The sequence below is a fragment of the Sciscionella marina DSM 45152 genome (assembly GCF_000379465.1).
GTDB lineage: Bacteria > Actinomycetota > Actinomycetes > Mycobacteriales > Pseudonocardiaceae > Sciscionella > Sciscionella marina.
Genome location: NZ_KB905425.1, coordinates 368695 through 389953 on the forward strand (window position 1 = coordinate 368695; position 21259 = coordinate 389953).

17 protein-coding genes and 1 riboswitch are annotated in these 21259 nt (G+C 66.5%); of the genes, 13 read left to right on the plus strand and 4 right to left on the minus strand.

The window, feature by feature from the left end; all coding sequences use genetic code 11:
* Positions 1–15 precede the first annotated feature (15 nt).
* The 8 genes from A37U_RS0135000 to fgd all read left to right on the plus strand — a co-directional run bounded on the left by A37U_RS0135000 (position 16) and on the right by fgd (position 8474).
* Positions 16–1116, plus strand: coding sequence for a WXG100 family type VII secretion target (locus A37U_RS0135000; RefSeq protein ID WP_020501323.1), 1101 nt, complete (start codon positions 16–18; stop codon positions 1114–1116).
* A 164-nt stretch (positions 1117–1280) separates the two neighbouring features.
* Positions 1281–2108 (plus strand): siderophore-interacting protein, encoded by an 828-nt coding sequence (locus A37U_RS0135005; RefSeq protein ID WP_020501324.1) that lies wholly within the window; start codon positions 1281–1283, stop codon positions 2106–2108.
* Between the two features lie 528 nt (positions 2109–2636).
* The gene (locus tag A37U_RS0135010; protein WP_020501325.1) at positions 2637–3794 is read left to right on the plus strand and encodes a Re/Si-specific NAD(P)(+) transhydrogenase subunit alpha; all 1158 of its coding nucleotides are present in this window, start codon (positions 2637–2639) and stop codon (positions 3792–3794) included.
* A gap of 1 nt (position 3795) precedes the next feature.
* On the plus strand, positions 3796–4113 hold the full coding sequence (locus tag A37U_RS0135015; protein WP_020501326.1) for an NAD(P) transhydrogenase subunit alpha part 2: 318 nt from the start codon (positions 3796–3798) through the stop codon (positions 4111–4113).
* Positions 4113–5507, plus strand: a complete 1395-nt coding sequence (locus tag A37U_RS0135020) for an NAD(P)(+) transhydrogenase (Re/Si-specific) subunit beta (protein ID WP_020501327.1) — start codon at positions 4113–4115, stop codon at positions 5505–5507. The genes A37U_RS0135015 and A37U_RS0135020 overlap by 1 nt, the downstream gene beginning before the upstream one ends.
* Positions 5508–5631: 124 nt before the next feature.
* Entirely contained in the window at positions 5632–6417 is a 786-nt protein-coding gene (locus A37U_RS0135025; protein ID WP_026197945.1) for an IclR family transcriptional regulator, read from the plus strand.
* 71 nt (positions 6418–6488) lie between these two features.
* Positions 6489–7250 carry a precorrin-6A synthase (deacetylating) gene (gene cobF, locus A37U_RS0135030; RefSeq protein WP_026197946.1) on the plus strand — a complete coding sequence of 254 codons (762 nt, stop codon included), beginning with the start codon at positions 6489–6491 and terminating at the stop codon, positions 7248–7250.
* 222 nt (positions 7251–7472) lie between these two features.
* The gene (fgd, locus tag A37U_RS0135035) at positions 7473–8474 is read left to right on the plus strand and encodes a glucose-6-phosphate dehydrogenase (coenzyme-F420) (RefSeq protein WP_020501330.1); all 1002 of its coding nucleotides are present in this window, start codon (positions 7473–7475) and stop codon (positions 8472–8474) included.
* On the opposite strand, the gene A37U_RS0135040 is transcribed toward fgd, so the two are convergent.
* From A37U_RS0135040 to A37U_RS0135055, 4 genes are all read right to left on the minus strand, one after another.
* The gene (locus A37U_RS0135040; protein WP_020501331.1) at positions 8431–9258 is read right to left on the minus strand and encodes a sulfite exporter TauE/SafE family protein; all 828 of its coding nucleotides are present in this window, start codon (positions 9256–9258) and stop codon (positions 8431–8433) included. The genes fgd and A37U_RS0135040 overlap by 44 nt on opposite strands.
* Complete coding sequence (locus A37U_RS0135045; protein WP_020501332.1) at positions 9255–9950, minus strand: FadR/GntR family transcriptional regulator; 696 nt, start codon at positions 9948–9950, stop codon at positions 9255–9257. The genes A37U_RS0135040 and A37U_RS0135045 overlap by 4 nt, the downstream gene beginning before the upstream one ends.
* 112 nt (positions 9951–10062) lie before the next feature.
* The gene (metE, locus tag A37U_RS0135050) at positions 10063–12345 is read right to left on the minus strand and encodes a 5-methyltetrahydropteroyltriglutamate--homocysteine S-methyltransferase (RefSeq protein WP_020501333.1); all 2283 of its coding nucleotides are present in this window, start codon (positions 12343–12345) and stop codon (positions 10063–10065) included.
* Between the two features lie 111 nt (positions 12346–12456).
* A riboswitch (cobalamin riboswitch) is annotated at positions 12457–12670 on the minus strand.
* A gap of 634 nt (positions 12671–13304) precedes the next feature.
* Entirely contained in the window at positions 13305–13901 is a 597-nt protein-coding gene (locus tag A37U_RS0135055; RefSeq protein WP_020501334.1) for an RNA polymerase sigma factor, read from the minus strand.
* A 76-nt stretch (positions 13902–13977) separates the two neighbouring features.
* On the opposite strand from A37U_RS0135055, the gene A37U_RS0135060 reads away from it, so the two are divergent.
* From A37U_RS0135060 to A37U_RS0135080, 5 genes are all read left to right on the plus strand, one after another.
* On the plus strand, positions 13978–14679 hold the full coding sequence (locus A37U_RS0135060; RefSeq protein WP_020501335.1) for a GntR family transcriptional regulator: 702 nt from the start codon (positions 13978–13980) through the stop codon (positions 14677–14679).
* A gap of 257 nt (positions 14680–14936) precedes the next feature.
* A complete protein-coding gene (locus A37U_RS0135065; protein WP_020501336.1) occupies positions 14937–16175 on the plus strand; it encodes a glycine cleavage T C-terminal barrel domain-containing protein in 1239 nt (412 codons plus the stop codon).
* Positions 16176–16195: 20 nt separating this feature from the next.
* Positions 16196–17035 (plus strand): methylenetetrahydrofolate reductase, encoded by an 840-nt coding sequence (locus tag A37U_RS0135070; protein ID WP_020501337.1) that lies wholly within the window; start codon positions 16196–16198, stop codon positions 17033–17035.
* Between the two features lie 10 nt (positions 17036–17045).
* Positions 17046–18743: a formate--tetrahydrofolate ligase gene (locus A37U_RS0135075; protein ID WP_026197949.1), complete on the plus strand. Its 1698-nt coding sequence runs from the start codon at positions 17046–17048 to the stop codon at positions 18741–18743.
* 9 nt (positions 18744–18752) lie between these two features.
* The gene (locus tag A37U_RS0135080; RefSeq protein ID WP_020501339.1) at positions 18753–21257 is read left to right on the plus strand and encodes a GcvT family protein; all 2505 of its coding nucleotides are present in this window, start codon (positions 18753–18755) and stop codon (positions 21255–21257) included.
* Positions 21258–21259 lie beyond the last annotated feature (2 nt).

The following is a 21259-nucleotide window of genomic DNA, read 5'->3' on the forward strand; positions in this document are numbered from 1 at the left end:
AGGAGGGGCTAGAACATGTCAGCACCGACGCAGATCACCAATGACGTCCAGCAGACGACCAACCAGGCGCAGCAGGCGCGGGGCGAGGCCGACTCGGTCGCGAACGAGAGCTCGGGCGAGTCCAGCTGGGACCCGTTGAACACGCTGATCAACAAGGGCCTCGGCTTCCTGATCGACCACATCCAGCCGTTGAAGGAAGCGCTGGAGATGGTGACCGGATCCCCGGACGCGCTCAACACGGGGGCGCAGAACTATCTGAACCTGCAGCAGGAGATCAACGCGATCGGCAAGGATCTCGAGCAGCAGTTCAAGTCGGGGTCCCAGGGCTGGGAGGGCAAAGCCTCCGAGGCCGCGAAGAAGGAGATGGACGGTCTCGTCGAGGGCGTCAAGGGGACCGGTGAGCTCGCCTCCGCGATCTCCGATCTGCTGAAGTCCAGCGGCGAGATGATGAAGGCCGCCAAGGACACCATCATCTCGATCATCGCGGACTTCGTGGAAACCGCGATCACCAATGCCGCCGCCTATGGCTGGGTTCCGGTCGCCGGGCAGGCCGCACTGGTCACCCGGCTCGGCGTGAAGATCGCCGAATGCGTCGGCAAAGCGGTGAAGTTCGTTTCCAAGGTCGGCAAGATCATCATGAAGATCGGGCGCGTGCTGGAATCGGCAGCCCGGGTGCTCGGGCGGATCGGCCGGATCCTCGAGAAGATCGGGAAATTCGCGACCAAGGGCGGCCTCAAACTGAACCGTGCGGCCCGCACCCTCGGGCGGCGCGGCGAGAACATCGCCCAGCGCGTCGGGCGCAGCGGGCTCAGTGGTGAAGCCCGCAGCGAGGCCGAGCACAGTGTGAGCCGGTCCTACGACAACGCCCGGTTCGGCCGGGAGGGTGAACAGGAACAGGGCCCCGAGTCGCCGTGGAAGAGCGTGCGCGAGGACGCCAAGGAAGGCATCAAGTCCGGTTACGAGAGTTATCAGGACGCCGACGATGCCTACGAGCGCGGCAAGGAGCAGGACGGGGACAAGATCGACCAGCAGATCACCGGCCACTCTGGAAGCTACGCCGACGACGCCGACCAGCAGGGCACCGTCGACGGTCAAGACGTCAACCAACGCGCCTGATTGGAAGGTCGTGCGGTCACCTTGCGTGGGTGGTCCGGTGGCGGAACCCGCCGCGGGGCGAGTTGCGTGGGTGGGGAAAGCGGCTTTGCCGCTGAAAAGTTATTCCGCGGGACAGCCGCACCCTGGTTAGGGTAGCCTTACTTGAGAGTAGTCAAGGAGGCACTGTGGCGGAGAAGAAGCGGCGGAACACGACGCTGCGAGTGATACGCACCGAACGGCTGACCCCGACGATGATCAGGGTGATCTTCGGTGGTGAGGAGCTCGCGGACTTCGGGTACAACGGGTTCACCGACAGCTACGTGAAGCTGTTGTTCCCGAAGCCGGGCGTGGCCTATCCGGAACCGTTCGACATCAACCAGATCCGTGAGGAGCTGCCGCGCGAGCAGTGGCCGGACATGCGTACGTACACGGTGCGCTGGCTGGACCGGGAAGCCGGGGAGCTCGCCATCGACTTCCTCACCCATGGTGCCGAGGGGCTCGCGGGGCCGTGGGCGCAGACGGCCGGTCCCGGAGACAGGCTCGCGATGCTCGGGCCGGGTGGCGCGTACTCTCCGCGCGAGGATGTCGCCAGGCACCTGCTCGTCGGCGATGAGAGCGCGCTGCCCGCGATCGGTGCGGCGGTGGAGGCCCTTCCGGATGGCGCGCGGGCGCACGCGGTGATCGAGGTCGCCGGTGAGCAGGAGCGCCAGCCGTTGACCACCAAGGCCGAACTGACCGTGACCTGGGTGCACCGCGATGGCGCGCACTACGGGGAGAAGCTGGTGGAGACCCTGCGCGGGCTCGAGGCGGGCACGGATCCAGTACACGCCTTCGTGCACGGCGAGGCTGGTGCGGTGAAACAGCTTCGCGGTCTGTTCCGCGATGAGTGGGGTATTCCCGCGGATCGCCTTTCGATCTCCGGTTATTGGCGCACCGGAATGAACGAGGACGGACACCAGGCGGCGAAACGGGCCGAACGCGAAGCCGAAGAGGCATCAGCGGCCAAATCCTAGGAATGAGCACACCTGGCGGCTCCATGTCCTGCTGCGCTGCAACGTTGGCGAAGTACCTTCGCGTGACGTTGGCGAAGTACCTTCGCGTGACATTGGCGAAGTAGCTTCGGGTGACTTTGCGAAGTACCTTCGCGTGCCACGGCTGCGCCTCGCGGCGAAGGCGCGCAATCGCCGCAGAAACCCACCGCGGCTCGATCCTCCGCCTTGCCGATATCGGGCGCGGGTGTCCCGTGAGGCGCCGAACCTGACTCCCGCTCGCGACGGACGGGAAGCCCAGGCGCTCAGCGACGTGGGGATAACCACAGGGGGAAAATAAAAGTACAGACGTTCGGTTTGCTAAGCAACAATTGCTGGTCATCCGCGTGCGGTGGGCAATACCGAACCCGTTCTGAATCGGAACAGCGTTGACGGGGCGTCCGCAGCGTGGGACGCCCCGTCAACCGGGTAGGTGTGCGAAAGGCGGCAAACAAGCTATGTTTCCGCCATGTCTAACAGCTTCTACAAGGACGGCTTCGTCGAAGGACGCAAATGAGCGAGCCTGCGAGCGAATCATTGACACAGAGCCGCGAGCCGAACGAGGCGAGTACACCGGCGGCACGCGTCGGTGTACCAAAGGAAACCGCGGAAGGCGAACGACGCGTCGCGCTCGTGCCGAAGGTGATCGAACGGCTGCGCTCGAGCGGATTCGAGGTCATCGTCGAGCAGGGCGCGGGTATCGAGGCGCTGATTCCCGATGAGGCCTATACCGAATCGGGCGCCACGATCGGTGATCCGTGGAGCGCCGATGTCGTCGTCAAGGTCAATCCGCCGAGTGCCGAGGAGATCGGCAAACTCTCCAGCGGATCGACGCTCATCGGGTTTCTTTCCCCGCTGACGAACGCCGAAACGATTTCCGGGCTGCGCACCGCAGGGGTCACCGGATTCGCGGTGGAATCCATTCCGCGAATTTCGCGTGCCCAATCGATGGACGCGCTTTCCTCGCAGGCGAACGTCGGCGGTTACAAAGCGGTATTGCTCGCTGCCACCGCGGCGACCCGGTTCTTCCCGATGCTGACCACGGCAGCCGGAACGGTGAAACCGGCCACCGCGCTCGTGCTCGGTGTCGGCGTCGCCGGACTGCAGGCGCTCGCCACCGCGAAACGGCTCGGCGCGCGCACCACCGGATACGATGTGCGCCCCGAGGTCGCCGAACAGGTCCGGTCACTCGGTGCGCAGTGGCTCGACCTCGGGATCGAGGCGGCCGGTGAGGGCGGCTATGCCCGTGAACTCTCCGATGAGGAGAAGGCCGAGCAGCAGAAACGCCTCAGTGAAGCCATTTCCGGTTTCGACGTGGTGATCACCACCGCGCTCGTTCCCGGGCGGCCCGCGCCGAAACTGGTCAGTGCCGATGCGGTGCGCGGAATGCGCGCGGGCAGCGTGATCGTGGACATGGCCGGGGAGACCGGAGGAAACTGCGAGCTGACCGAGCCCGGGGAGACCGTGGTCAAACACGATGTCACGATTGCTTCGCCGCTCAACCTGCCCGCGACCATGCCCGAGCATTCCAGCGAACTGTATGCGCGCAATGTGCAGGCCCTGCTCGAGCTCATGCTCGATTCGGAAGGCGCGTTCGCTCCGGATTTCTCGGACGAGATCCTCGCGAAGTCCTGCGTGACGAGCGAGGCGAAAGACGAGGGGAATTCCTGACATGTTGCTCGCGAATATCGCCATACTCGTGCTCGCCGGTTTCGTCGGCTTCTCGGTCATCTCCAAGGTGCCGAATACTTTGCACACACCACTGATGTCCGGCACGAACGCGATTCACGGAATCGTGTTGCTCGGCGGGCTCATCGTGCTCGGCAGCGGGGCGGACGGATTCTGGTCCAAACTGCTCGCCGTGGTCGCGATCGTGTTCGGCACCATCAACGTCATCGGTGGATTCCTCGTCACGGACCGGATGCTCGGCATGTTCAAGCAGAAGCCCGCGACGGAGAAGAAGGCGGCGGCCAAGGACGGTGATTCCTGATGCATACCTTGATCACCGTTCTCTACATCATCGCGTTCGCGTTGTTCATCTACGGCCTCATGGGCCTGACCGGTCCGCGAACCGCGGTGCGCGGCAACAAGATCGCCGCCGTCGGCATGGCGATCGCGGTCATCGCGACGCTGTTGCAACCCGGAATCAGCAACTGGTGGCTCATCGCGGGCGCGGTGGTGATCGGTGTGCTGCTCGGCATTCCGTCCGCGCGCCAGGTGAAGATGACCGCCATGCCGCAGATGGTGGCGCTGTTCAACGGTCTCGGTGGCGGGGCCGTCGCGCTGATCGCCTGGGTGGAATTCCGTGATTCCGCGGGATATCTCGATCACCCCCTGTATTTCGTGATCGCCTCGCTGTTCGCCGCGGTCGTCGGTTCGATCTCGTTCTGGGGATCGCTGGTCGCCTTCGGCAAATTGCAGGAGATCCTGCCCGGTAAGCCGGTGAGCGCGGGGAAACTCCAGCAACCGCTGAACATTCTCGTCATCCTGCTCACCCTCGCCTGCGCGGTGATCGTCGCGATCGGGGCTTCCCGCACCGAATGGCTGATCGTCGGCGTGCTCGTGTTCGCCGCGGTACTCGGCCTGCTCGTGGTGTTCCCGATCGGCGGCGCGGACATGCCCGTGGTGATCTCACTGCTCAACGCGTTCACCGGATTGTCCGCCGCGGCCATGGGGCTCGCGCTGGAGAACACGGCGATGATCGTGGCGGGCATGATCGTCGGCGCCTCCGGTTCGATCCTCACCGATCAGATGGCCAAGGCCATGAACCGTTCGATCCCCGCGATCGTGGCAGGCGGTTTCGGTGGTGGCGCGGCCGTCGCGAGTGCCTCGAGCGCGGACGCCGGGGAGAAGACGGTGCGCTCCACGAGTGCCTCGGATGCGGCCATTCAGCTCGCCTACGCCGGTCAGGTCATCGTGGTCCCCGGCTACGGTATGGCGGTCGCACAGGCCCAGCACGCGGTCAAGGACATGGCGAAACTGTTGGAGGACAAGGGAGTCAGCGTCAACTATGCGATCCACCCGGTGGCGGGCCGGATGCCGGGGCACATGAACGTGTTGCTCGCCGAGGCGGACGTACCTTATGACCAGCTCAAGGAAATGGACGACATCAATGGCGAGTTCTCCCGCACCGATGTCTCGCTGGTGATCGGGGCGAACGATGTCACCAATCCGGCAGCACGTACTGACCCCGGGTCACCGATCCACGGCATGCCCATCCTGAATGTGGACGAGTCCAGGTCGGTGATCGTGTTGAAACGCTCGATGAGCGCGGGATTCGCGGGCATCGAGAATGAGCTCTACCACAATCCGAAGACGGCGATGCTTTTTGGCGACGCGAAATCCTCGGTCAACGAGGTAATCGAGGAACTGAAAGCGCTCTGAGCAGGTGCGTCAGGGATTCCGTGTGCGTGGCACACGGGATCCCTGACGCGTTTTCAGCGCACCGATGCCTAGTTGATACCCCCAGGCCGACTGCGCGACGTACGGGATGCGATACCGTTGCGTTATGAGCAACCCAACGGAAAGGCGGGGAAGCTCGACAGCGGTGCAGTCGGTCGACCGTGCCATCACTGTGCTTGAGTTCCTTGCGAAACAAGGGGAAGCGGGTATCACCGAGATCGCGGGTGAGCTCGATGTGCACAAGTCCACGGCATCCCGGCTGGTTTCGGTATTGCAGGCGCGCGGGCTGGTCGAACAGCTCGGCTCGCGTGGAAAGTACGCCATTGGTATCGGGATCGTCCGGCTCGCGGGAGCCGCGAGCAACCGGACGGATATCGCCTCGTTGAGTCAACCGGTCTGCGAGCAGCTCGCCGAGGAGCTCGGTGAAACGGTGAACGTGGCGATCCTGAACGACGACGGGGTCGCGGTGAACATCGCGCAGTCGCGTTCCACATCCGCGGTCGCCACGCAGAACTGGATCGGTCAGCGGACCGCGCTGCACGCGACGTCGAGCGGAAAGGTACTGCTGGCCCATCTTCCGTTGGCGCGCAGACGTGCGCTGTTGCGGCGCAGGCTCGAGGATTTCACGCCGAAGACGATCACCGATGGCGCGGAGCTGAGCACCGAACTCGACTCGATCGTGCGGGACGGCTACTCCTGGTGTTTCGAGGAGCTGGAGCTCGGCATGCACGCGGTCGCGGTTCCGGTGCGCGGGGATCACGGTGACGTGGTCGCCGCGCTTTCCGCCTCCGGGCCCGCCTATCGGCTCACCCGCGAGCGCATCAGGCAGGTCAGCGTGGAGATCATCCGGGCGGCGGGGGAGCTCTCCGCGAATCTCGGCTACTGGGACTGATTCGGCGGTCACCCGGGGTGCTCGTGGGTAGCTCCCGGGTGCCGGACCGCACTCGCGCATAATCTCTCACCGTGCGGAATATTGTGCTGATCGGTATCGGCGAAGGTGACCCGGAACATCTGACGGTGCGCGCCGTCGAGGCGATGCGCACCGTGGATGTGTTCTTCATCCTGGACAAGGGCGAACGCAAGAAGGAGCTCGTGGACTTCCGCGCCGAGGTGCTCGGCCGCTACGTGCCCGAAGGCGGTTACCGCATCGCGGAGGCGAACGATCCGCCGCGGGACCGGTCCAGCGCCGAATACGTGTCCGCGGTCGAGGACTGGCGCAAACGGCGGGCCGACGTCTGTGCGCGGATGATCACCGAGGAGCTCGGCGAGGACGAGACGGGCGCGTTCCTCGTCTGGGGCGATCCGACGCTCTACGACAGCACCCTCGGCATCCTCGAGGACATCCTCGCGCGCGGCACGCTCAGCTTCGAGTACACCGTGATCCCCGGGGTCAGCAGCGTCTCCTCGCTGGTGGCGCGGCATCGCACCGGGCTGAACCGGATCGGTCGCCCGGTGCAGATCACCACCGGACGCAGGCTCGCCGAGGGATTCCCGGACGGCGTGGACGACGTGGTCGTGATGCTGGACGCGCACTGCACGTTCGCCGAGATCGAGAACACCGGAATGGAGATCTACTGGGGCGCATATCTCGGCACTCCCGAGGAGGTCACGGTGTCCGGCAGGCTGCCCGAGGTGGCCGCGGAGATCAAGCAAGTCCGCGCGGAAGCACGCGAGCGCAACGGTTGGATCATGGACACGTATCTGTTGCGCCGCAACCCTGGGTAGGGGTTGGGCCGGGGTGCCTGTCTCGGTACTCCCGAGGGGGGCACGGTGTCCGGGCGGGGTTTCCGGGGTGGCCGCGGAGATGCTGAGTAGGTCAAGCAGGGGTGCGCGCGGAAGCACGCGAGCGCAACGGTTGGATCATGGACACGTATCTGTTGCGCCGCAACCCTGGGTAGCGATTCGCAACATTGGCGGGGTCCGCGCACAGCGTGGCAGGATGACGTAGTGAAGATCGGTTACAAAGCATCCGCGGAACAGTTCGGCCCCCGGGATCTCGTCGAGTACGCGGTGCGGGCCGAAGAACTTGGCCTCGACAGTGTCATGGTCTCTGATCACTTCCAGCCCTGGCGGCACAACGGCGGGCACGCGCCCTTCTCGATGGCCTGGATGGGCGCGGTCGGGGAGCGGACCTCGCGGGTTCAGCTGGGCACCAGCGTGCTCACCGCGACCTTCCGGTACAACCCCGCGGTGGTCGCGCAGGCCTTCGGCACCCTCGGCTGCCTGTTCCCCGGCCGGGTGATGCTCGGGATCGGCACCGGGGAGGCGCTGAACGAGCTGGCCGTCGCCAAGTTCGAGTGGCCGGCGTTCAAGGAGCGGTTCGCGCGGCTGCGGGAATCGGTGCGGCTGATGCGCGCGCTCTGGGACGGCGAGCGGGTCAGCTTCGACGGCGACTACTACCAAACCGACAACGCCACCGTGTACGACCGTCCGGATGAGCGCATCCCGGTGTTCGTGGCCGCCGGTGGGCCGGTCGTCGCGAAGTACGCCGGCCGCGCCGGTGACGGATTCATCTGCACCAGCGGAAAGGGCGAGGAACTCTACCGGGACAAGCTGCTTCCCGCCGTCGAGGAAGGCCTGGCCGCGGCGGGCAAGGAACCCGGCTCGATCGAGAAGATGATCGAGATCAAGCTCTCCTACGACCGCGACCACGAACGGGCCATCGAGAACACCCGGTTCTGGGGACCGCTCGCGCTTTCCGCGGAGCAGAAGCACAGCCTCTCCGATCCGGTGGAGATGGAGAAGGCAGGCGATGCCCTGACCAGCGAACAGATCGCCAGTCGCTGGATCGTCGCCTCCGACCCGGAGGAGGCCGTGGAGAAGGTGAAGTTCTACCTCGACGCGGGCTTCGACCACCTGGTGTTCCACGGTCCAGGCAACGACCAGGAGCGATTCCTCACCCAGTTTACCGAGGATGTGGTGCCGAAACTGCGGGAGCTCGGCGCATAGCGAACAGTTCGCGGGCGGCCACCGCGAGGGCGAACGTACCGAACACGATCGACAGTGCCGTTCCGGAAAGCGCGAGCGCGAGCAGGGCGCCCGCGATCGTGCCCGGGACGGCGCCGAGGTTGAGCAGCAGCGCGAGCCGGCCGTCCGCGGTGCCCTGGCGCAGGTGCACCACAGCGCTCACGATCGAGGTGGGCAGGAACATCAGCAGCGAGGTGCCCTCCGCGGTGTGCAGGTCGGTGCCGAAAAGCAGCACGAGCACCGGTACCGCGAGCAGCCCGCCGCCGAGGCCCATCGCGCCCGACCAGGCGCCGATGACCAGCCCGGCCACGGCGGTGAGCGGTACGAGGAACCACGGGTCGTCCAGCAGCGCCCGGGGCAGTGCCGCCGTCCCGCCGAGCGGGTCCAGCCCGAACACGTCCAGGAACAGCTTGACGCCGGTCGCCACGACCACGGCGAGGAACAGCATCCGCAGGAGCGTGTCCGGTAACCGGGTCAGCAGTCTGGCGCCGAAGTATGCGCCGATCGCACTGCCGATCATGAGCCCGGTTCCGCTGTGCAGATCGACCCCGCCGCCACCGAGCGTGAAAACCAGCGGGCCGACCACGCAGATCGCGACGGTGGCTGCGGCGGAGGTTCCGTGCAGCACCGCGCGTGGCAGCGTGGTGAGCCGGTCGAGCGCCGGAACGTAGACCACGCCGTTGCCGCCGCCGAGCAGCCCGCCGACGGCCGCGCCGACCCCGCCGAGGGTGGCCGCCGCGGCGGTACCGAGCGTTCGGGTGCTCACCGGGGATCTCGCAGCGGCGCGGACGTCGCGTCCAGGTTCGCCAGTGTCGCGGCGATCGCGGCTTCGGGGTCCCCGCGTTCGATGGCGGTGAGCAGATCCGTGTGCGCGCAGGGTGTGTCCGGCACATCGCCGTCGTTGACGATCCGCTCCAGGGTGGCGTCCCGGATGCTCGGCAGCACCGCGTCGTAGAGCCCGAGCAGCAGGGCGTTGCCGGACAGTTCCACCACCCCGCGGTGGAAGGCCATATCGGCATCGACGTAGCCGACCGGATCGCCCGCCGTGTTGCGTTCGGTGAGCCGGTCACGCAGCGGACCCAGTTGCTCGGCATGTGCGCGGGTACTGGCCAGGCGCGCCGCCTCCACCTCGATACCCCGGCGCACCTCGTAGACCTCCAGCAGCCGGGCCTTGCGCAGCAGTTCGCCGACGTCCGGTTCGTTCGCTGCCTGGTCGAGCACGAAGGTGCCCGAGCCGTGGCGCACCTCGAGCAGTCCGTCGCGGACGAGCAGCCGGACCGCCTCGCGCACCGAGGACCGCCCGACGCCGAGCTCGGTGGCGAGCGCGGACTCGTTCGGCAGCTTCTGTCCCGGTGCCCAGCGCCGTTCGCGCAGCTGGTCCCGGAGCGACTGTTCGATCTGCGGCACGATCGGCCCGCGGTTGATCCGGTGCGCCGCGCCCTGATTGGCTCCTGTCACGTGACGGAGCCTAGCAAGTCCTCAGACGTCTGAGAAGTGGAGACTACTATGCCGACAGATCGGCGGGGTGGACCGGTCCGATTCACCCCGCCGATTGCGCTGACCGAGAGCTTTACCGCAGTGCGGTGGCCGCGCCGACCATGTTCCGCAGCGCTTTCTCCACCTCCGAGTAGCCGCGGGTCTTGAGACCACAGTCCGGGTTGACCCACAGGCGCTCCGCGGGCACCGCTGCCTTGGCGGCGCTCAGCAGTTCGGACTGCTCACCGAGCTCGGGAACGCGTGGGGAGTGGATGTCGTAGATGCCCGGCCCGACACCCCTGGCGAACCCGATCGCGCGCAGATCCTCGAGCACTTCCATGCGCGAGCGGGCCGCCTCGATGGTGGTGACATCCGCGTCGAGCCCGTCGATCGCCTCGATCACATCGGCGAACTCCGAGTAGCACAGGTGCGTGTGGATCTGGGTCGCCGCGGCCGCACCGGATGTGGCCAGCCGGAAGGAATCCACCGCCCACTCCAGGTAGGCCGGGCGTTCGCTTTCCCGCAGCGGCAGCAGTTCGCGCAGCGCCGGCTCGTCCACCTGTACGACGCGGATGCCCGCGGCCTCCAGGTCGTGGATCTCGTCGCGCAGGGCGAGCGCGACCTGATCGGCCGTCGTGGCCAGCGGCTGATCATCGCGCACGAAGGACCAGGCCAGGATCGTGACCGGACCGGTGAGCATGCCCTTGACCGGTTTCTCGGTCAGCGACTGGGCGTAGGTGCTCCATTCGACCGAGAGCGGGGCGGTGCGGGACACATCCCCGTGCAGGATCGGCGGGCGCACACAACGCGAACCGTAGGACTGCACCCAGCCGTTCTCGGTCGAGAAGAAACCCTCCAGTCCCTCGGAGAAGTACTGCACCATGTCGTTGCGCTCCGGCTCGCCGTGCACGAGCACATCGAGCCCGATGCTCTCCTGGAATTCGATGACCTCGCGGATCTCGGTGCGCATCCGCTCGGTGTAGGTGGCCTCGTCGATCTTGCCGTCCCGCAGTTCCGCGCGTGCCTGGCGAATCGAGGGTGTCTGCGGGAAGGAACCGATCGTCGTGGTGGCCAGTGGCGGCAGTTTGAGCCGTGCCTGCTGCGCCTGCGCCCGGTTCGCGTAGTCGACCCGCTTACGCTGTTCCGGGCGCAGTGCGGCGATCCGGCCGCGCAGCTGCTCGTCCTTGCGCGCCCGCGCGGTCGCCTTCCGGACCCGATCGGAGGCGGCGGCCAGTTGTTCGGAGATCCCGGAATCCTCGTGTTCCATGGCGCGCCCGAGCAGCACCACCTCGTCGACCTTCTGCCGCGCGAACGCCAGCCGCTCCCGCAATTCCTCGTACAGCGCCGGTTCCGCGTTCAGGTCGTAGGGCACGTGCAGCAGCGAACACGAGGTGGACACCGCGAGCCCGCCGACCGAACCGAGCAGTGCGGCACAGGTCGACGCGGCCGAACGTAGATCGGTGCGCCAGACATTGCGCCCGTCGACCACCCCCGCGACGAGGGTCTTGTCGCGCAGTTTGCCAAGCGAGGCAACGCGATCCGCCGTTTGCGGTGCGGTGACCAGGTCGAGCGCGATGGCCTCGATACCGGTGTCGGCGAGTACCGGGAGTGCGTCGCCGAGATCGCCGAAGTACCCGGCGACAAGGAGTTTCGGCCGGTTCTGCTGACCGCTGAGCCGATCGTAGGCCCGCCGCAGGGCGTCGAGCTCGCCGCTGGAGCGGTCCGCGGCGAAGGCCGGCTCGTCCAGCTGCACCCAGTGCGCCCCGGCCTCGGCCAGCTTCCCGAGTAGTTCGGCGTACGCATCGAGCAGCGGATCGAGCAGATCGAGCGGGTCGAACCCGGCAGGTGCGTGCGGGGCGGCCTTGGCCAGCAGCAGGAAGGTCACCGGGCCGAGCAGCACCGGGCGCGCTTGTACACCGGCCGCCTTCGCTTCGGCATATTCGGCGAGCGGCTTGTCCCCGGCCAAGCGGAATTTCGTGTCCGGGGCGAGCTCGGGGACCAGATAGTGGTAGTTGGTGTCGAACCATTTCGTCAGTTCGAGCGGGGTGACCTTGGCGCGCCCACGAGCCATGGCGAAATACTCGTCGAGCGCGCCGAGGCCGATTTCACGGAACCGTTGCGGTACGGCGTCGAAAAGCACCGCGGTGTCGAGCACATGGTCGTAGTAGGAGAAGGTGTTGCACGGCACGGATTCGAGCCCGGCCGTGGACAGCTCGGAGATCGTTCCGGCACGTAGTTCGGCGGCGACCTGTTCGAGTTGTCCGGCGTCGATGCGCTCGGCCCAGTACCGTTCGACGGCACGTTTGAGTTCCCGGCGCGGCCCGATCCTCGGATAGCCGAGTACGGTCGAACCGATCGTCGATTTTCCTTGCTCCATGGGCTCTCTCCTCGCGAGCTCGCGGTGTTCCGGCGGCCGCGCGGGAGTGGTGGAGGACAGGTGGGCAGGACAACGCCGCACCACCTCCGCCCTTGCCGCCCTCGAGACCATCGGACTTGCACACCGATGGCAGGTCTTCGGACTCGCGGGCACCCACCGGATCGGTGGACCTACTGGCCGTCGCTTCCCGGGCCGTGTACCCAGTGCTCGATGACGGCGGTCGTTCCCGCTCACCGCTGCGGGGCAGTCCCAGATTCACACTGGGTTCCCTCTTGCCTCACTCGTCCCTGGGGTGGGACGGTGAACCATCAGCGCGTTCGAGCATAGCAACAATCGCACGTTTTCCAAGCGAGTTCCGTCACGCGGGAACCACTCAGGGTGCCTACCGCTCGGAGACGCGCCGCCGGTATTCGGGTGGGGTGAATTCGGACGGGATTGATTCGAGCTAGCCCGTTGTGGATGTGGACTTTCCGTTCGATGGTGCGGCTGCCGTTGGCGTGGTGCTGAAGGTGGGCTTGGGTGAGTGCTGGCTGGTGATCGGAGTCGGGTGCGCGGCGCGGTCCCGGCATCCCCTGTCGAGCACTTCGCTTTCTGAGCCGAGGACGGTGGCGGGGATCGTGCTGCTGTCGGATCGAGGCGGGCGTGCGGTTCCCGGATCGGACGACTCGACCTACGCGGCCCAGTCTCACCAGCGAGCACGTCCGTGGGCAACTCGGCAGCGAACTTCCGAATACGATCCATATGCTCGGAATCAACCTCCCCACGCGAATAAGCTTTATTTGGCCAGGACGTTGGTAGCGGGCGGCTTTCGTTGAAGCGGGGGGAGAGTCTCCGGTTGGGCGGCTGCAGGCGCGAGCACTACAACGCACGGCGCCGCCACTGTACTCGGCGCACGCCCAGCCACCAGCGACTGCCATCAACCCGACGGTCCGATACAACTAGAGCATCGCGAAGGCCCGTCAACTCGCCGCCGTGAAGAACTCCTTGATATCACTGGGAATATCGAAGGCCAGTGCCCGAATGGCCCTGTGTTGCAAGACTTTGATCGCGCCCGGGGTGCGGTTCATCATCCGCGCGGTCTCCACGACGCTGTATCCGTGGAAGAACCGCAGCACGAGGCAGCGGCGCCGGGACGGATCCAGGTTGTCCAGCGCGGCCCGCACCGCGGCGCGGGCGATATCCGCGAGCACGATCGAATCGGGTTGTGGTTCGCAGGCCCCGGTCTCCGGGTTCTCGGCGGTGAGCACTTCGCGACGGCTGCGCCCGGACTTCAGATGGTCGAGCACGATGTTCCTCGCGATGGTGCCGAGCCAGGCTCCGATGTCGATTCCCCGATAGCGCAGGGAATCCATCCGGGCGAGGGCGCGCACGAAAGTCTCGCTCGTGCAGTCCTCGGCGAGTACCCGGTCCCGGGTGAGCGTCAGGCACTGTCCGAAGACCTGGGGCGCGTAGTGCCGGTACAGCGCGCCGAAGGCAGCCATGTCCCCGGATTGGGCCGAGGACACCAGCGACCAGGTTCCGCTGTCTTCCTGAAGGTCGGTGAGCACCGCAGTCATCGACCAGCTCCTTCGATAGCCGAGACGTAGATCATATATGATAGAGAAGAGATAATCCAGGCTCAAAGGAGAGGCGATGGATGCGGACAAACCGGGACTGAACCGGCGCCAGCTTTCCGATGATGTGGCGGCGCATCTGCGGGATCGCATCATGTCCGGGGCACTCAAGCCGGGCACCTATATCCGTATCGATCAACTCGCCGGTGAGCTCGGGATCAGTGCGACCCCGGTGCGGGAGGCACTTGCCGCGCTGCGTGGTGAGGACATGGTCTCGCTGCAACCGAGCAAGGGTTTCGCGGTGAATCCCCTTTCCCGCCGCGATGTCGGGGATCTGTTCCAGGTGCAGGCGGACATCGCGGGACGGCTCGCCGGAAGGGCGGCAGCCCGGGTCACCACGGACCAGCTCGAGGAACTGACCGGGATCCAGACCGAACTGGCCAGGGCGGTACGGAACAAGGACGCGGAGCGGATCGAACGCCTGGAGTTCGCCTTTCACCGCGGGGTAAACCTCGTCGCGGACTCCCGCAAGCTTGCCTGGGTGCTGCGCAATGCCTCGCTGTATCTCCCGCAGTCCTTCTATTCCTCGGATGCGGGCTGGCGGCGCGGTCTAGGTCCCGCGCACCGCGCGATCCTGGAGGCACTGCGCGCGGCCGACGAGCAGGCCGCTCGCTCCGCGATGGCCAAACATGTGCTCGACGGCGAGCGGCGGTTGGTGAAACACCTCGACGAGGGCGGGATCTGGGCCGCGGACCAGCCCCGGTACGTGGCCGGGCGATGACACAATGCTGGAACAAGTCAGCCGATCGCGGGCCCGGCTGCAACACCTCCGGGCGGCGCTCCGTGTCTCCCGGACGCACCCTGTAACCACCGGAAACCGGCAAAAATTGGGTCTTGACAGCCCTTGACGCGGCTTTCCGGGGCGAGCCACACTTGTTGCATCAGTCACAACTGGCTGCATCATACGCAACTAAATAGCTTCCCTTGATTACCCCTTGCGCAGCCGGTGGAGCGACCACTGGCGTCAGGAGGCGAGCGATGACGGACGTGCTCAAGCCGCGGCTCGCGAACGATTCCGCGCCCGATTCGACTACGGATGCGACGCAGCAGGTCGTCGACAAGCCAGCGGTCATGCTTTACACCCGTTTGCGGAAATCCCCGTACTTCTGGGCTTCCCGGCGGCACGGTGTGGCGATGTACAGCGTGTACAACCACACCTATCACCCGCGCCACTACGGCGATCCGGTTGCCGAATACTGGACCCTGCTCAATGACGTGACGATCTGGGATGTCGGCGTCGAACGGCAGCTGGAGATCTCCGGACCGGACGCGCTCGCGTTCACGAATACGCTCGTGCCACGCGATCTGCACAAGTGCGCCGTCGGACAGTGCAAGTACGTGTTCATCACGGCACCGGACGGCGGGATCGTCAACGATCCGATTCTGCTCCGCGTCGAGGAGGATCGGTTCTGGCTCTCCCTCGCGGACAGCGATGTGGGTCTGTGGGCACTGGCGCTCGCACACGCGGGCGGCTGGAACGTGCACGTCGGCGAGGTCGATGTGGCACCGATCCAGATCCAGGGCCCCAAGGCCAAGGCGGTCATGTCCGACCTCGTCGGTCCCGAGGTGCTGGACATGCCGTACTACGCGCTGCGCCACGACACCATCGACGGAATGGACGTGGTGATCAGCCGCACCGGGTACAGCGGCGAGATCGGTTACGAGATCTATCTCTACGAGGCGAGCCGGAACGCGGTCGCGCTGTGGGACCGGGTCTGGGAAGCCGGGCAGCCGCACGGGATCCGCCCGATCGGGCCATGCCATATGCGGCGCATCGAGGCGGGCATGCTCGCTTACGGCTGCGATATCACCCTGGACACCAATCCGCTCGAGGTCGGCTACGACTACAAGTGGATGGTGGACCTCAATCAGGAGGCCGATTTCATCGGGAAGGACGCGCTGATCCGGGCCAAGGAGAAGGGCATCTCCCGTTCCATGGTAGGGGTGGAGATCGAGGGGCCCTCGGTCGGTTCGTACAACGACGGCTCGATGATCGAACCGTTCAGCGTGCAGGACACCGCGGGCACCGTGATCGGTTCGGTCACCAGCGCCTGTCACTCCCCACGTCTGGAGCGCAATATCGGGCTCGCCATGGTGCCGGTCGAGTACACCGCGCTCGGTACCGAACTGCGGATCCTGACTCCGGAGGGAGTGCACGGCGGGGCCGTCGTGGAGAAGCCGTTCGTGGATCCCCGTAAAGACACCCCGAAGAGTTAGCGATCATCGAGGGGGTCGCCATGACCGAGTCCCTGACGAGAGCGGGAAAGCGGCGGGTCCAAGCTGCCCTGCTCGCCGCTCCGCGCTACGAGGTGATGCCACTTCGCGGGGCGCTCGACAAAGCCGCCGAGCTTCCCCCGGGGGCGACGGTCACCGTGACCTCCTCGCCGAGCAGGGGCGTGCTGGAAACGATCGAGCTCGCCGAAAGCCTTGGTGCGCTCGGGTTCGACGCGGTGCCGCATCTCGCGGCGCGGCTGGTGACCGATGGTGCCGAGCTCGCCGATCTGCTCGACCGGATCGCCGCGGCCGGGATCCGGGATGTGTTCGTCGTCGGTGGCGATGGCGCGCGGCCGCTCGGCGAGTTCGAGAACGGGCTCGACCTGTTGCGCGCCATGGCCGAACTCGGCAAGCGCCCGCCGCGGGTCGGCGTACCGTCCTATCCGGACGGGCACCACGCGATGTCGTTCACCGGCATGCTCGACGCGCTCGAGGCAAAGCAGGAGTACGCCGACTACACCGTCACCCAGCTCTGCTTCGACGCCGATCTGGTGTGCCGGTTCGCGGAATCCGCGCGGAGCAGGGGAATCCGGTTGCCGATCATCGCGGGCGTTCCCGGGGTGGTCGATCCACGGAAACTGCTGCGGGTCAGCATGCGCATCGGGGTCGGGGACTCGGTGCGATTCGTGCGCGGAAACCGCTCGGTGGCCGGGAAACTGTTGCGGCCCGGTGGATACCGGCCGGATTCGCTGGTGCGCAAGCTCGGCGCGCACGGTGCGATCACCGGACTGCACGTGTACACGTTCAACCACATCGGTCCGACGGTGCGCTGGCTGACCGCGCGCCGCCGAGCGGTGGCCTGAAGGGGGTGTCATCACGATGCCGACGAATCTGGAGATCTCGCGGAACGCGGTACGCCGGCCGTTGGCCGAACTCGGCGCGGAAATGGGAATCCGTCCCGGGCTGCTCGAACCCTATGGGGACGCGGTTGCCAAGATCTCGCTCGATGCGATCGGGGAACTGGAAACCCGACCGCGCGCGAAATACGTTGTGGTCTCCGCGATCACCCCGACCCCGCTCGGCGAGGGCAAGACGACCACCACGGTCGGACTCGGCCAGGCGTTCGCACACATCGGCAGCCGCGGGGTGATCGCGATCCGTCAGCCGTCCATGGGCCCGACCTTCGGTATCAAGGGCGGGGCGGCCGGTGGCGGGTACTCCCAGGTCGTGCCGATGGAGTCGATGAACCTGCACTTGACCGGGGATCTGCACGCGGTGACCGCGGCGCACAATCTGCTCGCCGCGATGGTGGACAACCACCTGGACAAGGGAAACGCGCTCGATCTCGACCCGCACTCCATCACCTGGCGGCGAGTACTCGACTCCAATGACCGCGATCTGCGTCAGATCGTCACCGGACTCGGCGGGGCAGGGGACGGCAATCCGCGCCAGACCGGGTTCGACATCACCGCGGCGAGCGAGGTCATGGCGGTGCTCGCGCTGGCGACCTCGCTGCGGGACCTGCGGGCACGGCTCGGCCGGATCGTGGTCGGCTACGACCGTTCGGGCCGACCGGTCACCGCGGAATCTCTGCACGCCGCGGGTGCGATGTGCGTGCTGCTGCGTGAGGCGATCAAGCCGAACCTGATGCAGACGGTGGAACAGACTCCGGTGCTCGTCCACTGCGGACCGTTCGGGAACATCGCGCACGGGAACTCCTCGATCGTGGCCGACCTGATCGGCATCCACGCGGGCGACTATCTCGTCACCGAGGCGGGATTCGGCGCGGACATGGGCGCGGAACGGTTCTTCAACATCAAATGCCGCGCCTCGGGGCTGGTGCCGGATGCCGCGGTCGTGGTCGCCACGGTGCGCGGGCTCAAGGCGCACTCCGGCAAATACCGCATCGTGGCGGGGAAACCGCTGCCCGAGGAACTGCTGGCGGAGAACCCCGATGATGTGTACGCGGGTGCGGCGAACCTCCGCCGCCAGCTGGCGAACATTCGCGTGCACGGGGTCACCCCGGTCGTCGCGGTGAACGCCTTCCCCGGTGACTATCCGAGCGAACATCGCGCGATATTGCAAATCGCCACCGAGGAGGGCGCCCGCGCCGCGGTGAGCACCCATGTCGCGGACGGTGGAAAGGGGGCGGCCGCGCTCGCCGAGGCCGTGGCCGATGCCTGTGCCGCACCCTCGGAGTACCATCCGCTCTATCCGGATGATCTGTCCCTTGTGGACAAGATCGACACGATCGCCCGGCGGATTTACGGGGCGGACGGACTCGATATCTCCCCGCTCGCCAAGCGCCAGCTGCGCAACTATGAACGCAATGGCTTCGGGAATCTCCCGGTGTGCATCGCGAAAACACACCTCTCGCTGTCCGCGGACCCGGGCCGCAAGGGTGCGCCGAGCGGCTGGCTGCTCCCGGTCCGCGAAGTGCGCGCCTCGGCGGGCGCCGGGTTTGTCTACCCGATCTGCGGGGAAATGCGCACCATGCCAGGGCTTTCCTCGACACCGGCCGCTGAACACATCGATATCGACGAGTCCGGCCAGATCGTCGGACTGTATTAGGAGCTTGCCATGGCTGAACTTCCCGACCGCGCCACCGTCGTCGTCATCGGAGCGGGAATCGTCGGCAACTCGCTCGTGCACCACCTCGCCGACCGCGGCTGGCGGGACATCGTGTTGCTCGACAAGGGGCCGCTGCCCGACCCGGGCGGTTCGACGGGGCACGCCTCCAACTTCATCTTTCCGGTGGACCACTCCAAGGAGATCACCTGGCTCACGCTGGATTCGATGCGCCAGTACGAGAAATTCAACACGCTCACCACCTGTGGTGGGATCGAGGTGGCCCGTGAACCGCAGCGGGTCGAGGAACTCGAGCGGCGCATGGCATCGGCGAAATCCTGGGGCATCAGCGCCGAACTGATCGGCCCGCAGCGGACCCACGAACTCATGCCGTTCCTCGATCCGGGTGTGATCCTGGCCGGATTCCACACGCCCTCGGTCGCGGTGGTCGACCCACTGCAGACCGGGGTGCTCATGCGCGAACAGGCGAACCAACTCGACGCGCTGCACACCGCGGCGAACACCGAGGTGCTCGCCATCGAGACCACCGATGGCCGGATCCGGCGGGTGCGCACCGATCGCGGGGACATCGAGACCGACACCGTGGTGATCGCCTGCGGGGTGTGGAGCCCGCGGCTGGCCCGCATGGCCGGGGCGCACATCCCGCTGACCCCCGCGGTACACCAGATGATCGATGTCGGCCCGATTCCGGAACTGGAACGGACCAACGCGGAGATCGCCTATCCGATCGTGCGCGATATGGATCCGCTGATGTACGAACGGCAGAGCGGGGCCGATCTGGAGGTCGGATCCTACGCGCACCGCCCGATCCTGCACGAGCCGGACGAGATCCCCTCGATCGCGGCCGCCGCCCTTTCCCCGACGCAGCTGCCGTTCACCGATGCGGACTTCGACCCGCAGATGGAACAGGCGCTCGAACTGTTCCCGGACATCCTCGGGAACCCCGAAGCCGGGATCCGGCACGCGATCAACGGGCTGCTTTCGCTCACCCCGGACGGCGGGCCGCTGCTCGGGGAGACTCCCGAAGTGCGCGGGCTGTGGTCCGCGGCCGCGGTGTGGATCAAGGAAGGGCCCGGGGTCGGCCGGATGCTCGCCGAGTGGATGACCGATGGGGCACCGGAGATCGACCCGCACGCCGCGGACATCGCCCGGTTCTACCCGCACCAGCGCACCCGCGCCCATGTGCGCGCGCGGGCGAACGAGGGATTCAACAAGACCTACGGCATCGTGCATCCGCGCGAACAGTGGGAATCCAACCGGGAACAGCGGCTTTCCCCGTTCTATACCAGGGAAGTCGAGCTCGGCGCACGGTTCTTCGAGGTCGGTGGCTGGGAACGCCCGCAGTGGTACGAGAGCAACCGGGAACTGCTCGAGCGGTATCCGGTCGCGGACCGGCCGCACGAGTGGGACGCCCGCTGGTGGTCGCCGATCAGCAATGCCGAGCACCTTGCCATGCGCGAGCATGCCGCCATGATCGATCTGACCGCCTTCGCGCAGTTCGACATCACCGGTCCGGGCGCGCTCGAATTCATCCAGTGGATGACCGTGGCGCAGATGGATCGGCCGGTCGGCAGGATCATGTACACCCCGGTACTCGCCCCGAACGGCGGATTCCGCAGCGATCTCACCGTGGTTCGGCTGGGGGAGCGGTGGTTCCGGGTGGTCACCGGCGGCGCGGATGGGGCACGGGATCTCAAGTGGTTCACCGGGAACCTGCCCGTCGATGCCGCACTGCACGCGGATGTCTCATTGCACGATGTGACCTCGGCGGTGTGCACGATCGGTCTGTGGGGCCCGCGCGCCCGGGATGTGCTCGCCGCGTGTACCGAGGACGATGTGTCGAATGACGGGTTCCCCTTCGGTACCGCGCGCGAGATCCTCGTCGGTTCGGTTCCGGTGCTCGCCATGCGACTGTCCTATGTGGGCGATCTGGGCTGGGAACTGCATGCCCCGTTCGAACAGGGGGCGCAACTGTGGGACGCGCTCTACGCGGCGGGGCGCCCGCACGGCCTGGTGCCCGCGGGGATCGGGGTGTACGGCACGACCGGGCGGCTGGAGAAAGGCTACCGGCTGATGGGTGCAGAGCTCGAACTCGAATACAGCCCGGTCGAGGCGGGGCTCGCGCTGCCCAAGGTCAAGAGCGCGGACTTCATCGGCAAGGAGGCATACCTGCGCGCCCGCGATGGTGAACCGATCGCCACGCTGTGCACCCTCAGTTATGGTGGCACACAACGGTTCCCGCAGGGTGGCGAACCGATCCTGACCACCGGGGGCGAGCGGATCGTGGACCGTAAGGGGCGCGGTTCCCATGTGACGAGCGCGGGATCCGGGCCCACACTCGGCACCTATCTACTGATGGCGTACCTGCCCGCGCAGTACGCGGTGGAGGGCACCGAACTCACGGTGGAGTACATGGGGGAGCGGTATCCGGTCGTCGTGGCGCGGGCCGGGCGCACACCGCTGTTCGATCCGGACGATACGCGAATGCGGGTGTGAAC

Coding starts and splice junctions, on each gene's coding strand:
- A37U_RS0135070 (WP_020501337.1), top strand. CDS start 16,196: ATGACCGAGTCCCTGACGAGAGCGGGAAAGCGGCGGGTCCAAGCTGCC.
- A37U_RS0135055 (WP_020501334.1), bottom strand. CDS start 13,901: ATGACTGCGGTGCTCACCGACCTTCAGGAAGACAGCGGAACCTGGTCG.
- A37U_RS0135010 (WP_020501325.1), top strand. CDS start 2,637: ATGAGCGAGCCTGCGAGCGAATCATTGACACAGAGCCGCGAGCCGAAC.
- A37U_RS0135000 (WP_020501323.1), top strand. CDS start 16: ATGTCAGCACCGACGCAGATCACCAATGACGTCCAGCAGACGACCAAC.
- A37U_RS0135020 (WP_020501327.1), top strand. CDS start 4,113: ATGCATACCTTGATCACCGTTCTCTACATCATCGCGTTCGCGTTGTTC.
- A37U_RS0135025 (WP_026197945.1), top strand. CDS start 5,632: ATGAGCAACCCAACGGAAAGGCGGGGAAGCTCGACAGCGGTGCAGTCG.
- A37U_RS0135015 (WP_020501326.1), top strand. CDS start 3,796: ATGTTGCTCGCGAATATCGCCATACTCGTGCTCGCCGGTTTCGTCGGC.
- A37U_RS0135065 (WP_020501336.1), top strand. CDS start 14,937: ATGACGGACGTGCTCAAGCCGCGGCTCGCGAACGATTCCGCGCCCGAT.
- metE (WP_020501333.1), bottom strand. CDS start 12,345: ATGGAGCAAGGAAAATCGACGATCGGTTCGACCGTACTCGGCTATCCG.
- A37U_RS0135080 (WP_020501339.1), top strand. CDS start 18,753: ATGGCTGAACTTCCCGACCGCGCCACCGTCGTCGTCATCGGAGCGGGA.
- A37U_RS0135060 (WP_020501335.1), top strand. CDS start 13,978: ATGGATGCGGACAAACCGGGACTGAACCGGCGCCAGCTTTCCGATGAT.